This is a genomic window from Pseudomonas sp. GW-45 (assembly GCF_056896675.1).
Window position 1 is genome coordinate 1,549,038 of sequence record NZ_CM167674.1, and the last position, 14,129, is coordinate 1,563,166.

Annotated in this window: 12 protein-coding genes and 1 pseudogene; 5 read left to right on the top strand and 8 right to left on the bottom strand. The window is 54.8% G+C overall.

Annotated elements, in window-relative coordinates; genetic code table 11:
- Nucleotides 1–3 precede the first annotated feature (3 nt).
- Entirely contained in the window at nucleotides 4–1,704 is a 1,701-nt protein-coding gene (locus AC1XYH_RS07045; protein WP_483325918.1) for a sensor domain-containing diguanylate cyclase, read from the bottom strand.
- Between the two features lie 387 nt (nucleotides 1,705–2,091).
- Here AC1XYH_RS07045 and AC1XYH_RS07050 point away from each other — a divergent pair, with 387 nt between their 5' ends.
- The 4 genes from AC1XYH_RS07050 (at nucleotide 2,092) to AC1XYH_RS07065 (ending at nucleotide 7,281) form a co-directional block, all read left to right on the top strand.
- Nucleotides 2,092–2,910, top strand: coding sequence for an HDOD domain-containing protein (locus tag AC1XYH_RS07050; protein ID WP_483325919.1), 819 nt, complete (start codon nucleotides 2,092–2,094; stop codon nucleotides 2,908–2,910).
- Between the two features lie 313 nt (nucleotides 2,911–3,223).
- On the top strand, nucleotides 3,224–3,736 hold the full coding sequence (locus tag AC1XYH_RS07055; RefSeq protein WP_483325920.1) for a sigma-70 family RNA polymerase sigma factor: 513 nt from the start codon (nucleotides 3,224–3,226) through the stop codon (nucleotides 3,734–3,736).
- Nucleotides 3,715–4,710 carry a FecR domain-containing protein gene (locus AC1XYH_RS07060; RefSeq protein WP_483325921.1) on the top strand — a complete coding sequence of 332 codons (996 nt, stop codon included), beginning with the start codon at nucleotides 3,715–3,717 and terminating at the stop codon, nucleotides 4,708–4,710. Before AC1XYH_RS07055 ends, AC1XYH_RS07060 begins: the two co-directional genes overlap by 22 nt.
- Nucleotides 4,711–4,821: 111 nt before the next feature.
- The gene (locus AC1XYH_RS07065; protein WP_483325922.1) at nucleotides 4,822–7,281 is read left to right on the top strand and encodes a TonB-dependent siderophore receptor; all 2,460 of its coding nucleotides are present in this window, start codon (nucleotides 4,822–4,824) and stop codon (nucleotides 7,279–7,281) included.
- 168 nt (nucleotides 7,282–7,449) lie between these two features.
- Here the strand turns inward: AC1XYH_RS07065 and AC1XYH_RS07070 are convergent, their stop codons facing one another.
- Both AC1XYH_RS07070 and AC1XYH_RS07075 read right to left on the bottom strand, forming a co-directional pair.
- Nucleotides 7,450–7,773: a DUF1428 domain-containing protein gene (locus tag AC1XYH_RS07070; protein ID WP_483325923.1), complete on the bottom strand. Its 324-nt coding sequence runs from the start codon at nucleotides 7,771–7,773 to the stop codon at nucleotides 7,450–7,452.
- A 43-nt stretch (nucleotides 7,774–7,816) separates the two neighbouring features.
- Nucleotides 7,817–7,931, bottom strand: a pseudogene (locus AC1XYH_RS07075) (IS3 family transposase); the annotation flags it as partial.
- Nucleotides 7,932–8,091: 160 nt separating this feature from the next.
- Between AC1XYH_RS07075 and AC1XYH_RS07080 the strand changes: the two are divergent.
- Complete coding sequence (locus AC1XYH_RS07080) at nucleotides 8,092–9,702, top strand: putative bifunctional diguanylate cyclase/phosphodiesterase (RefSeq protein ID WP_483325924.1); 1,611 nt, start codon at nucleotides 8,092–8,094, stop codon at nucleotides 9,700–9,702.
- 218 nt (nucleotides 9,703–9,920) lie between these two features.
- Here AC1XYH_RS07080 and AC1XYH_RS07085 read toward each other — a convergent pair whose 3' ends face one another.
- The 5 genes from AC1XYH_RS07085 to AC1XYH_RS07105 all read right to left on the bottom strand — a co-directional run bounded on the left by AC1XYH_RS07085 (nucleotide 9,921) and on the right by AC1XYH_RS07105 (nucleotide 14,111).
- Nucleotides 9,921–10,139, bottom strand: coding sequence for a YgdI/YgdR family lipoprotein (locus AC1XYH_RS07085; RefSeq protein ID WP_483325925.1), 219 nt, complete (start codon nucleotides 10,137–10,139; stop codon nucleotides 9,921–9,923).
- A gap of 239 nt (nucleotides 10,140–10,378) precedes the next feature.
- A complete protein-coding gene (locus AC1XYH_RS07090; RefSeq protein WP_483325926.1) occupies nucleotides 10,379–10,597 on the bottom strand; it encodes a YgdI/YgdR family lipoprotein in 219 nt (72 codons plus the stop codon).
- Nucleotides 10,598–10,827: 230 nt separating this feature from the next.
- On the bottom strand, nucleotides 10,828–11,778 hold the full coding sequence (locus AC1XYH_RS07095) for an alpha/beta fold hydrolase (protein WP_483325927.1): 951 nt from the start codon (nucleotides 11,776–11,778) through the stop codon (nucleotides 10,828–10,830).
- A gap of 28 nt (nucleotides 11,779–11,806) precedes the next feature.
- On the bottom strand, nucleotides 11,807–12,622 hold the full coding sequence (locus tag AC1XYH_RS07100; RefSeq protein WP_483325928.1) for an SDR family NAD(P)-dependent oxidoreductase: 816 nt from the start codon (nucleotides 12,620–12,622) through the stop codon (nucleotides 11,807–11,809).
- A gap of 13 nt (nucleotides 12,623–12,635) precedes the next feature.
- Nucleotides 12,636–14,111, bottom strand: a complete 1,476-nt coding sequence (locus AC1XYH_RS07105; RefSeq protein ID WP_483325929.1) for a flavin-containing monooxygenase — start codon at nucleotides 14,109–14,111, stop codon at nucleotides 12,636–12,638.
- Nucleotides 14,112–14,129: the final 18 nt, after the last annotated feature.

The window sequence follows — 14,129 nt, forward strand, 5'->3', positions numbered from 1 at the left end:
ACCCTAGCCTTCGACATTAATGCACACGCGATTGCGCCCGGCGTTTTTCGCCTCATACAGGGCTTTGTCTGCGCGGTTGAGTGCGGCCTCTATGCTTTCATGCTCCGCATTGATTACCGCCACACCGATACTTACCGCCAGGCTCAGTTGTTGCTCTGGGGTGATGGCGATGATTTGCTTCTCTACGGCGGTACGAATGCGCTCGGCGCAGACCAGAGCCTGTTCCTGATCGGTCTCAGGTAACAGCATGACAAATTCTTCGCCACCAAAGCGCGCCAGCAGATCTCTGCTGCGGCTTTGTGCTTTCAGCGTTTGCGCTAGTTTGATGATGACCTGATCACCAATCTGGTGGCCGTGGCTGTCGTTCACCCGTTTGAAGTGATCTATGTCGATGGCGAGTACGGCCAGCGGCTGCTGTTTGTTCTTTGCAACTTGCAGCAGGTAGTCAGATTCCGAGAAGAAGTAGCGACGGTTGTAAAGCTTGGTGAGAGGGTCAGTGGAAGCCTGTTTTTTCAGCTCATCCTGTGAGGAGCGGATGTCTTCGAGAATCTTGATGCGATAGGAAATGATGAACGCCAACATGATGGCTTCGAGCATGATGCCGATGCCCACGCCGTGACTGGCCAAGTAGGTGGGCTCGATCAAGCCTTTATAGAAGATCACCGCCATGGTGTTGAAGATGACGAAAAAGCTGTGGCCAATCAGGAAGAACTTGGCCAGTGGGTTGCCCTTGCGTAGCAGCGAGATACTGACCGAAAAGGTAACGACCATCATGATGGCGGCAGCTGTACTGGCGGGTTTGAGCGCGGCCGAGATATCAAAAAAGCCCCATACCAGCATGCCGCACAGCGGAATCAACAGTGCCTGCAGAAAGCGATGCTCAGTGGGGTAGAAACGCTTGGTCTCGAAGATTGCCATCATGAACAGCACTAGGAATATCGGCATGGTGATTAACGAGATGTTGAGCATGAAGATTTCCGAGCCGTAGATATCGAACATGCTTACTACTAACCCGTAGGAGAGTGCGATCCACACCAGGCCAGAAATCAGGTAAAGAGAGTAATAAATGTTCTCCCGCTTGCTGGTAGCGAAGTACAGCAGGAAGTTATAGAACACCAACGCGAGCATCATGCCAACCAGCAAAGCGATATCGTTACTGGTGCCAACCAGCGCTTGCCGCGAATGCTCTTCATCCAGAATATCGAGCGAGAACCATTGATGCGAATAGGCGAAACTGCGCACGTAGAGTGTGGTGGTTTCGCCGGCAGGCAGCGTTAAGGGATATACCGCGACGCCGCGGTACATCAGATTACTTTCTTCGACTTTTTCTAAATCAAGGGTTTCAGTGCGTATCAGCTGGCCGTCGCGCTCTTCGTAGAAGTCAACGCTTTGCACGTGGTAGGCGTGTGGTAGGTGCACATCGAGGGTTCGGGTCTCGCCAGAAGCGTTATCCACTATGACCTTGAACCAGGTTACCCGAGCATTGGTGCCGAGCGTAGTGGTGCTGGTGGTTTCACGGTAAGTCTGCTCGCGCGCCTGCTGGTATTCCAGTTCGCGGGAATCATCGACGTAATAGCCGATTTTGAAGTCGGTGAGGTTAACTGTCGGTGAATTGATCGTGACGATTGGCTCGGCTTGCACTGCGCTTGTGGATAGCAGCAGTACCAGCAAAGTCAGAAAGAACAAAGTGCGAGTTCGCGTCATCTGCGACCGTCCAGATTGGTTTAACTGCAGGCGCCATCATTGGCTCCAATGAGCCTATGGTAGCCAAAGTAGCCCCGTGGACCAAGCCCTGTGAGTGCGCAAAGGCGGCTTCGTTGGTTTTGGCGTATCAATGCAGTGACATGGTAGGAGAGAGGTACAGTACGCGCATTGCCTTGGGTCAATAAGTTAGCGCCGATTTGCTTGCTTTACCTTCGGTGGCCAACTATTTTGTTTTGTCCGTAGGGCTTGCACCACGGGCTTTGTGTGTTCTGGCGCATTTCGCTAGGGGCGCTGATTCAAACATGTTCCGGTTACCTATAAAAAAAGATCGTTTCTGGCAAATGAGAAACACATTTTGCTGTGCCCGATCGCAAAGGAGTTTGAATAATGAATATAAGCGAGCTGTTGGCGCAAAAAGATAAGCTGCCCAACGTGCCAGAGGTGGTTAAAGAACTGATTCAGGTGTTGTCTGATGACAACGCTAATCTCGATGCGATAGCCAGCAAGGTAGCGAAGGATCCGACCTTGTCGGTGAAAATACTCCGGATGGTTAACTCGTCCTACTATGGCTTGCCGCGCACAGTTAATTCTATCGACGAGGCCATAGTGCGTATTGGGCTGGATCGATTGAAGATTCTGGTTATTTCATCAGGCCTATCAGGCTCGGTAACTGGCGAGGTAGAGGGGCTGGATGTTAAGCGCTTCTGGAACGAGTCGTTCGAGACTGGCGAAATCTGCAAAATCATTGCAAAGAAAACCAACGCCGTTGAAGCAGACGTTGCTTTTACTGCCGGCATCATCAGTAATATCGGTCGCCTGCTGCTGCACCTGACGACCCCCAATCGTGCCAAGGCCGTCCAGACGGCGGTAGACGAGGGTGGTGATCGCAATCAAGCTGAGCTGGATCGATTCCAATTCACCAGCCCGCAAGCCGGAGCCGCTTTGCTCGAAGAATGGAAGCTGCCAACCGAACTGTGCGTGGCTGTGTTGCAGCAGCGCGCGCCGCTCGCACATCCTGAGCCAAGCCCGTTGTCTGCGGTCATCTGTTTGGCCAAAAAAATGATGGCAGCACGCAAAAAGGGCGCCACTGCGAAAGACATTGTTGATGCGGTCTCATTTCCGCTGATTTCGCTGGCGGGTGTCAAAGATGGGCTGGCTGATATCGCCGAGCAGGTGGTTAATCTGGAGCCTATGAGAATCGCCTAGTTTGATAGCTGCCGGGCAGCCGAGGGATTTTGCGCAGCGCCCGGCAGTTTTTATTGGTAAGCGGTCGTCTTTTTAACCAGCCTCAATGCTGAATAGGCTGTTTTCCCGGAGACGTTGATAGGGAGTGCATTTTTGTCCGGGCTGGTGGGTACATCAAGCTTTGGATAAGTATCTCCCTGCGGTCTGCGGGCCACAATAAGCGTTAATCCCCCCCCCTTTCTTATCGCAGCGTTTGCATGTGCAATTTTATCTGCATACAATGCGAATAAGTCTCATTCATGATTAATCCGTTAAGCTACACGATAGGGAACCCATGCCGTCCAGCGATAGCGCAAAACAGCAGTGCGGAGCGCTTTACGTAGCGCACCACAGTTGGCTACTCGGTTGGCTGCGTTACAAGCTCGGCTGCACGCACGACGCTGCTGACCTGGCGCAAGATACCTTTGTTCGGGTGCTGACTTCTCGCGAGTTGCAGACAGACCAACAGTTGCAAGAGCCGCGCGCGTTTTTGCTCACCGTGGCCGGACGACTGGTATCCAACCATTTTCGCCGACGCTCGCTTGAGCACGCTTGGCTGGAGACTTTGGCCGCACTACCGGAGCAACAGGTGCCCTCGCCAGAAGTGCAGGCCAGTTTGCTGCAGAGCTTGCATGAGATCGATCTTATGCTGGATGGCTTGGCACAACGTGTGCGTCAGGCCTTTCTTCTGGCGCAACTGGAAGGGCTTACTTACGCAAGGATCGCGGAGCGCTTGGGTATCAGCGTGCGTACGGTCAAACGCTACATGGCGGAGGCATACGAACAATGCATCATGCTGAGTCTTTGAGCCCGCTGGATAGCAGCGATAAGCTCGATCGTGCGGCAGTCCGCGAGGCAGCAGGCTGGTTGGTGCTGCTGCATGAAGATAGGCAGAATCCGCAAACGCTGGAAGGGCTCTCGCAATGGCGTGTGGCTGACCCCGAGCATGAACGTGCTTGGCAACGTGCGCAGCTGGTTAACGATAAATTCGGATTGATTCCAGCCCAGCTTGGACTACCGGTTCTCGGTCATGCGACCGACAGCTCCCGGCGACGGGCAATCAAAGCTTTGGTACTGCTGATGACCTTTGTACCAGCATCTTACGTAGCGTATCGCAGCACGCCGTGGCGCGAGTGGGCGGCTGATTACGCCACCCGCACGGGTGAGCGGCGCAGCTTGTCATTAAACGACGGTACCGAACTTGAACTCAATACCGACACAGCATTGGATGTGCAGTTTGATGCGGTGCAGCGGCTAATCAAGCTGCATCGAGGTGAAGTGTTGATTGATACCGGCGCTGATCCGCGCCGAGCGGATGAATCTTTCCGGCCCTTTTGGGTGCAGACACGCCAAGGTCGTATTCGCGCCTTGGGTACGCGGTTTGTGGTACGCCGGGACGATGATATTACCCGCGTGCAGGTATATGACGGTGCGGTTGAAGTGCAGCCCAGGCATACGGCTACGCGCCAGGTTATTCAAGCTGGGCAGCAACTGAGCTTCAGCGCGGATGCGGTGCAGTTACCTCGGCCGGTTGATCCACATGGCGCAGATTGGTCTCGTGGCCTCTTGGTGGCGCAGCAGATGCCCTTGGGTGAATTCACTCGTGAACTGGCACGCTACCGCCCGGGCCTGCTGCGCTGTGATCCGGCGATTGCGGATCTGCGCATCAGCGGCGCCTTTCAGTTGGATAACACCGATCAGGTACTGGCTGCCTTGCCGGAGACGTTGCCGGTTAATGTCGTTTACCGCACACGGTTCTGGGTATCGGTAACGGCGACGTAGTGACCTTCGCAGCGCCGTCGCAAAAAACTTCGCGGTGATCTGGCCCCTTCTTGAGTCTCGCGTGTCATTCCCATAGACAACTCATTTTTCTCAGTTTCAGGAATCTATGGAATGACGCATTACTCGACCCGCCGAAAGACCGCTCTCTCTACGCCGGCAATGCTGCCGGTACGCGCCGTGGTGATGGCCATCGCACTGGCCACAGTAGCACCGCAGCTGTATGCACAGAGCAGCAACGCGAGTAGCGGCGTTACGCGCCACAGCTATCAGGTAGCGCCTGGCCCGTTGGCTAATGCACTGACTGACTTTGCCAGCCAGGCGGGCGTCACGGTGCAATTTAAACCAGCCCTGACCGACGACCTGCGTTCGGCTGGCCTATCGGGTGAGTACAGCGTTAACGAAGGCTTTGTTCGCTTGCTGCAGGGCAGCGGTTTGAGTGCTGCCGAGCGAGGCAACCGGGTGTATGTGCTAAGCCCAGAAGTGGGCGATGCGGCATTGCTGGAAGCGGTGACTGTCATGGGTAACCGTAATGGCCGGTCACCCACTGAGTCAGCTGGCAGCATAGTGGCCACCAGCAGCGCCACCGCGACCAAGACCGGCACCTCGCTGATGCGTACCCCACAAGCGGTCAATGTAGTGACTCGTGAAGAGTTGGATGAACACGGTGCGACCAACGTGACCCAAGCCCTTCAATACACGCCGGGACTAGTGAGCCAGTACGGTAACTCCGACGTGCGGCACGACTGGTTCACTGTGCGGGGTTTTACCCCCGGGCGCTATCTCGATGGCTTGCGGCTTCCTTTTGGCGTATTGGGTTACGCGCAGCCGAAGATTGCCGCGTATGGGTTGGAGCGGGTCGAGGTGTTCAAGGGCCCTGCCTCGGTGCTGTATGGCCAGAACTCGCCGGGTGGCATGATCAACATGGTGAGCAAGCGCCCGAGTGCGGATGCCGTCCATGAGGTATATGCCCAGTACGGTAGTTACGATGCTCAGCAGATAGGCTTTGATTTGGGTGGCGCGCTGAACGAGAGCGGTAATCTGCTATACCGCCTGGTCGGCCAGTTGGGTGAGGCTGACTCGCGGGTGGATTATCTGAGTGAGGAGCGGCAGTTCCTTGCGCCGTCGCTGACCTGGATCATCAATGATGTCACCCAGGTTACCTTTCTCGCCCAGTACCAGAATATCGACTCTGATGGCGGCGGTGCGCAACCGGCATTGCCTGCGGTAGGCACCCTTTATGGCGGTTCACCCTACGGAAAACTGGAGGCCAGCACCTTCATTGGCGAGCCAGGTTACGACTTTTTCAGCAATGAGCAGCTCATGGCTGGCTACGAGTTTGAGCATCAGCTCAATGACGTCTGGCAGCTACGTCAAAATCTGCGCGTCTCGCGGGTGGATACTTACACCCAGCGGGTTCAAGCCTACACCCTGGTCGGTAACAATCTGGTGCGCTATGCCTGGGCTTTCCCGGAGGACTCGACCTCTTTCACTGTGGATAACCAGGCCATTGCACGCTTTGCTACCGGTGCGGCAGATCACACTTTGCTAGTCGGCTTCGACTATCAGAAAGAAGACGCCACCTACGATGAACATTTCCAGGGCCTCAGCGTCAGCCCCATTGATCTGACCACGCTGGAATACACCGGCGATGCGGTAAAGCCGCCGTTGACCACGCGCCGTGAGCAGGACCGCTATCAGGCTGGCTTGTATTTGCAGGAGGAGCTGAATCTGGGCGGCTGGACCTTCAATCTGGGTGGTCGGTACGACATGGCGAAGGCCGAGAGCAAAACCACCGATGTGCTGGCCGGCACCAGCAACACGGTAGATCAGGATGACGAGGCCTTTACCGGTCGTCTGGGCGTGGTTTATGAGTTCGCCAACGGCATAGCGCCCTATGCCAGCTATTCGCAATCCTTCGCCCCTACGGCCGGCGTAGATGCGACCGGCAATGCATTGAAGCCCACCGAAGGTGAGCAGTACGAACTGGGTGTTCGCTATCAGCCAGCCTCCGGAAACGGCTTGTTGGCGCTCTCTGTATATGATCTGACTCAACAAGAAGTGCTCACCCGTGATGCACTCACCAATGTCCGCTCGCAGACCGGTGAAGTGCGCGTACGGGGGCTGGAGTTGGAAGGCAAAATGGCGCTTGCGCGAGGGCTGGATGCCAGCGTGGCCTATGCCCTGACTGACAGTGAAATTACCAAAGACGGCAACCGGGCGATAGAAGGTAATGAGCAGCCCTTTGTTCCGAACAAGCAGGGCAGTGCCTGGCTGAATTATATATTCCAGAACAGCGCTTTGCGCGGGCTTGGGCTGGGCGGCGGGGTGCGTTACATCGGTGAGTCTTTCGGCGAGGTGGCCAATAACTTCGAATCGTCCAGCGTCACTTTGTTTGATGCCGCGTTGAGTTATGACGTGGGCGCTTTGAGTCAGTCGATGGACGGTGCGCAGTTGTCATTAAAAACTAATAACCTGATGGACAAGGAATACGTATCCTGGTGCATCTCCTCGACAGGTTGCTTTTACGAAGGGGGCCGGGTGGTTACCGCTGAGGTGAAGTACAACTGGTAAAGACGGGTATTGCATCAAGTATCTTCTGATCATTTTTCTGCCGCACTAAGAGTGGCATGAGTTGACGAGTAGTGGTGCGCTGAGCGAGACGCTCGTTGTTGATGGGCTGAGTTATTGGCCCATCTAGTGAAATCCCTGCGCGCGGGCGATTACGCGCAGGGATAGTATTTAACTAACAAGGATTATGAAGCCACCAAAAATCATTCGCTTGCCGTCAAAGGGCATCGATTCGGGGCTCATGTGGTCTTGCGATCTTGGGTCGGCCATCACGAGCGCAAGAATGCGATCACGCTCTTCCCGCGAGGTGTAGCGAATCCAGGAAAACACGACAACTTCACCTTCTTCCAGTTTCACGCTCATCGGAAAAGAGGTGAGTTTACCCTCCGGTACGTCATCGCCTACCGCTTCAATATATTCCAGCGCGCCATGGCCCATCCATACGGTTTTGGCTACTTGGGCGACGCGCCAGTCATCAAGTTTGGCTGTAAGCAACCGGGCATAACACCTTGTCAGTTATAGTCGGCTTCCGGTTTTAGTAAAACGCATCGGAGATCCCGTACTCCCGACGCACTCCCTTGACCAAGGCGACCGCCTTCGACCTCTTTCAGGATCTTGACGGCCTGCGGCTCGCTGTACGGTGATTTCTTTATGTCGTTCTCCGTTTGGCCGCAGAACGCGAATTACGAGTGCACCGAATTTAAGGGATGATTATAAGAATAAAGATGTCGATTTAGCGGTGCTCATACACTCGCTGGTATTGGTGCCATACTTCCCTGTACGTATTCACGTCACAATCAAGGAATCAAACCGATGCCGAATGGCACATTGGGATGGGATCCGAACAGGTTCCTCGATGATTTTCCAATCGAAGATACCCCCGGTGTAAAGCTTTTGCTCAGCAGTGCTGGCGTGCTTATGGCCGGCGGTGGCGACAATATCGACAAGATTCTTGATTCAGACCAGCATTCGCTAGGGGAAAACATCGACAACTTATTCCCCGAAACAACGGGAAACCGTGGCCTTCGAGAGGCCCACACCAAGGCTTTAAAAGGCGATCTACAGAGTTGTCGCCAGAGAGTTGGTGGCAAGGATGTAGCCTGGGAACTCATCCCTGTGAATACGACGAGAGGCCGGGAAGTGATCGCGTTAGCCATTGCAATGGATGACGACCAGGACCAGAAGGTTAGCATGGGCGAAATACCCAAGATTGACCGGGCTACGGGCATTCCAGCTCGGTGGGTGACCCTTGCAAAAGCTGAAGAAATATTCCACCGCCATCCCAGCGCCCAATGGGCCGTTCTTCGGCTTAAAATTGTAGGCATGAGGCGCATTAACCAAGCCCTGGGCCAGGATCTGGGTGATCACGCGCTCCATCAGGCTGTCGGACGCATCACGCGTTCGCTAGCCGAGGGTGAGAGCATTGGCCGGATAGGGGGCAACGAGTTTATTCTACTCATCCGCCATAAAAGTGACGATCATACCGCTGAGCGTATGCAGGCCATGGATCGGTTGTTCGATGAACCACTGAAGGTTGGCCTGCTGCAGTTCATGCTTCGCCTCAATATGGGCCTCGCCCGCTTTCCCCAAGACGGCTCAACGGCAAAGGATCTGGAGCGGCGGGCCACCATCGCCCTTGAACGAACCCGCCGTTCCGGCCTCAGCTACTCGTTATTCACCCTCGCTCAAGAGGACCATGTATTAGCCTATAGCTGGGTGCCGGCCGAAGTCCACCGGGCCCTTAGTGAGTGCGAGTTTCAACTCTACTACCAGCCTGTGGTTGACACGCGAACCGGGGAAACCGTGTCTACGGAGGCCCTGATCCGCTGGCAACACCCGTGGCGGGGGATGATCCTGCCCGGACACTTTATTCCAGTGATCGAAGAAATGCAGTTTATCGTCAATCTTGATCTTTGGGTCCTTGAGCGCGCGTGTCATGAAGCGATGTCCATGGGCAAGCCTGTGGCTGTCAACATTACAGCCAATACCATTGTTGCCCCGGACTTTTTAAACAAGCTGGACAAAGTCTTGATGCGTAGCGGGTTGCCGCCTGGCTGGCTGACCCTGGAGCTTACCGAGAGAGTATTCGGTTCACCGGAAATGATGTTGGAACCTTTAAAGGCAGTACACCAACGCGGGATTCAGATTGCGGCCGATGACTTCGGCGTGGGCTATTCGTCGCTGTCTTCCCTTTGGCAATATCCGCTTGATAAGCTCAAACTCGATGGTTCTTTTATCCGCGCGGCGGCGCTGGATCCGCGTGCCCAGAATCTGGTAACAGGTCTTGTGCCATTAGCAAAGACCCTTGGCATTACAATTATTGCAGAATGCGTTGAGACGGAAGATGAGCGGACCTGGCTGCACGACGCGGGAGTGTTTTTCCAGCAGGGATACTACTTCGCACGACCCACTCCTTTCTCATGATGAGATCACCTGATGCTCACGTTTGGCCGTGGCACGGGCACGATAAATCCATCGATATAACTCATATTGGCCTCCGATCCGCTAGCGAGTGGGCAGAGTAAAATGGGTCTGTGGTTACAGCGGATTCAAGCGGCAAGAATAGTAGAGAACAGGGAAAACAAGAGAGAGGAGAGTATTAAGCGATGGCGCTTTAGCCGCGCGCCATCGCTCTGGGATAATCAGCGCTCTATGACAGACTTCACATCTTCCTGTCGAATGTTGGCTTTGCGGCCTTCGGCGTCTTCGTACTCAACCATGCCAGTGTTGTCGTTCAATTTAGGTTTATTAGCGGTGGTGATCATCTCGCCGCTATTAGTGGCGATGATGTACTCGCTGGAACACGCCGTCATGGTGATGGCCGCGAATAGTGCAAAGGCGACAAGGATTGCATGCTTCATGGTAACGCTCCTGTACGGTTATCAAGCTTTCCTGCTGTTGTGGTTATTACATTTTCAAGAATAGACGTAATTTTCAGAAAAGCTGCAAGGAGTAATGCGGGATCTGTTTTTTTGAGAGTTGCATGCAAAATCATGCTGAACAACAGAGGGCGTACGTAGGGAGCAGTAGATGAAGCGGGGGTACGAAAGGGAAGAAAAGAAGTTTTGGGCTGGCGCAGTGGCCAGCCCAAAATAATAACCTAGCGCTCGATGACTTCTTTAACGTCGTCTTGCTTCATCTGGTTATCGTAGCCTTGCTCATCTTCGTATTCCATCATCCCGGTATCTTCGTCGATTTCGGGCTTCTCATTGCTTTGGATCATCTGGCCATCTTCAGTGCGGATGATATGGTCGTTGGAGCAACCAACAACACCCAGCATGGCAATGGCACCCAGTGCGGTAATTTTCCATAGTTTCATAACGACATCCTCTCACTGTGGTTTATGCAAAATAGACACATAGATGACCAGCCGATAACGCACAAGGTTCACTTTTTCGCTGAAAATGAAGCTGACTCGTCGACTGGTTCACAAAATAGCGGAAAGATGTGTATACAAAAGATACAGGATTGGTCGTCCTTAGGAGAAGCAAGCCACTGCTAGCTAGTTAGGCTAGCAGTGGCTTAGTTGGCTTTAGTGACAAGTAGCGGTCAGGCGTTCTGAACCTTCAACAGCACCCGACGTATGAATTCGCTGGTCACCTGGGGTTGTGTGATCGGCAGCATGTGACCGCCATCGATCAGCTCCAGCTCTGTATCTGGCAAAGCATCTACTAGCCCTTGACCCTGCTCCTGTGGATTCAGAATACGATCCTGACGACCATAGAGCACTCCTACCGGTAGCTTGAGCGAGCCATAGCTTTGCTGCATCGTCGGAAGTACATCAGGCAGCGCATGCATATCGGTGGAGGCGGCTACGAACTGGCTAGGCCGCATGCCGAGAAAGCCACCACCGCGCAGTGGAAAATCTTCCGGCGCTGCTTCGGGGCCGAAGACGATATCCATTACCTTTTCGCGATTGCGAATGGACAGTGGTATAGCCAAGGTCCAGCCGACCAGTTTCCGCAGCCAAGGGTAGGGGATATTCAGCGCGGCGAAGGCTTTTGAGGTTTCGCTTGGCATGTGGGTTAGTGGGGCGACCAAAGCTAAACCTGAGACTTTGTCTGGATAGCGCAACGCGGTTGCCAGCGCCACAGCGCCGCCGAGTGAATGGCCCACAATGAGCGGTTTGTCAAGCTTGAGCGCGTCTATCGCGCCAGCCATCACGTCGGCCTGCACATCAAGCGCGGCTGACGAGCGCGGGTGGCGTACCGAGTAGCCGCTGCCTGGACGGTCTACCGCAATAACCCGGTGATCTCGGGCTAGTTCGCCCATCACTTGATAACCGAAGTTCTGCGCGACGCCGCTGAGGCCGTGGATCATCAAAATGCAGGGGCCGGTTCCTTGTTCAAGGTAATGCACCCGGGTGCCCTGAACTTGTAAAAATCGGCCTTCGGGTGGCATACCCAGCTCTACGCGTTTTTTGATGAATAGCGTGAATAAAAAAAGACCGGCGACAATCACCAGCAAGATTATGACAACGGTGCTGAACAGATAACTCACGATTAAGTCCTTGTGCTGTTGGGCGGTATCAGTCGGTTTTGGTCGCAATACCGGGCAGTAATCGCCAGTAGTTGACCGGCATCAGCCGCTCCAGCCACGAGATTATGCGCGCATCGTTACCAACCAGTACGCGGGCCTTGTCACGCTCAATTGCGCGCAGGATGATCTGCGCTGCCTTGGGCGGCGGCATGCGTAGCAGCCGTTTTGCACGCGCCATTTTTTCTTGCTGCTGTTGTTCTGTAGTCCCTTCGGGCGAGCGCGCGCTGGTAGCAATGGCGGTAGCAACACCACCGGGGTGCACCACGGTTACGCCGACTGGGGTATCGAGTAGCTCCAGACGCAACGCATTGGAAAATCCGCGCACCGCAAATTTGCTCGCACAGTAAGCCGTCTGCTCTGCAGGTGTGATCAGCCCGAACAGGCTGGAGACGTTGACGATGCGGGCGGCTGGGCGTTGCTTGAGTAGCGGCAGAAACGCGCGACACATGCACACCACGGCATCGAAGTTGATCGACATTAGCCAGTCGAAGTTCTCGATGCTGACCTGCTCAAAGTTACCGCCGAGGGCGACACCGGCGTTGTTGATCACCAGATCAACCTGGCCATGTTCTGCCATGACCGCCTGGGGTAGGGCGGCAACGGCTGCGCGGCTGGCAACATCCAACGGATGTTCGCTCACCCGCACGCCTTTGGCGCGAGCCAGCGCAGCGGTTTCTGCCAGTGCACCAGCATTGAGGTCGGCCAAAGCCAAATGACACTGCTGCTCAGCTAAAGCCAGCGCGAGCGCGCGACCGATACCGCTACCTGCGCCGGTCAGTACGGCAACACAATTCTGTACCTGCATTTTTTTATCCTTATTATTGGAACTGCATGACGCCGTCATCTACGCGAGCGTACTGGATGGTCATTTTGTCTGCGAAATAGTTTTGATGAACCTGCCAGGGTTTACGGTCGCCCTGTTTAGGTAGCATCCCTTCGGCGCGCTGCACGTAGCCCGAGGTGAAGTCGAGGAAGGGTTGGATACCCACCGATGGGTCGCGCCGTGCGACTGCGATGCGATGGCCTTTGCTGTCCATATAGCGCAGCAGGCGACAGGTGTAGTTGGAGGTCAGTTCAGCCTTGAGCGTCCAAGAGGCATTGGTGTAACCGAAGGTCAAAACCAGGTTGGGAATGTCGCTCAGCATCATGCCCTTGTAGGACATGCAATCGCCGAAGGCCACAGGCTTGTCATCTATGGTCATCTTCACGTCGCCCATGGCATTCAGTTTGAGGCCGGTGGCGGTGACGATAATGTCGGCTTGCAACTCTTCGCCGGAGGTCAGGCGAATACCCTTTTCAGTAAAGGACTCTATGGTGTCGGTGACAACAGAGGCCCGGCCGGCACGAAGATCATGGAACAGATCACCGTCAGGCACGGCGCAAAGACGCTGATCCCAAGGCTTGTAGGACGGCGTGAAGTGTTTCATGTCCACGTCTGGCCCGACCTGGGTTTTAGCCATGTGGATCAGCCGCTCTTTGAACATATCAGGTTTATTGCGCGCAACGCGGTAAAAAAAGGCGGTCAACGCCACGTTCTTCCAGCGAGTCAACGAGTGCGCCGTTTGCATGGGTAACCATTTTTGCAACGTCTGCGCTATGGCGTCCCGCTGGGGGCGTGATGCTATATAGCTGGGTGAACGTTGCAACATGGTGACGTGGGCAGCGGTTTGCGCCATCGCAGGCACCAGCGTAACGGCGGTAGCACCGCTGCCGATGACGACAACGTGCTTGCCGCTGTAATCCAGGTCAGCAGGCCAGAATTGGGGGTGCACGATCTCGCCACTAAAGGCTTTCTCGTTCGGAAACTCGGGACGGTGGCCTTCATCGTAGCTGTAATAACCGGCACACACCGACAGCAGCCGTGCCTGGAAAGTCTCTTCTTGTTCATTGCCCTGGGCGTCAGTGTGTACAGCGGTCACTGTCCAAAGGGCATCAGCGGTCGACCAGCTGGCGTTGGTGACTTTTCGCTTAAAACGGATGTTGTGAGTAATGCCGGATTCTTCGGCTATGTCTTCTATATAGCTCTTGATGTCTGCGCCATCGGCAATTGCTTTGCGATGAGTCCAGGGTTTGTAGCTGTAGCTCAGGGTATACATGTCTGAATCGGAGCGGATGCCCGGATAGCGAAACAGATCCCAGGTGCCGCCGATGGCTTCGCGGCGCTCAAGAATAAGGTAACGCTTGTCTGGGCACTGGTCGGTCAGGGCGCGTGCGGCACCAATGCCGGAAAGCCCCGCGCCGATGATGAGAACGTCCAGAGGAGTCGGCTGAAATTGTTTTTGTGATGCACTCATGGTGGTATCCCGTTAATG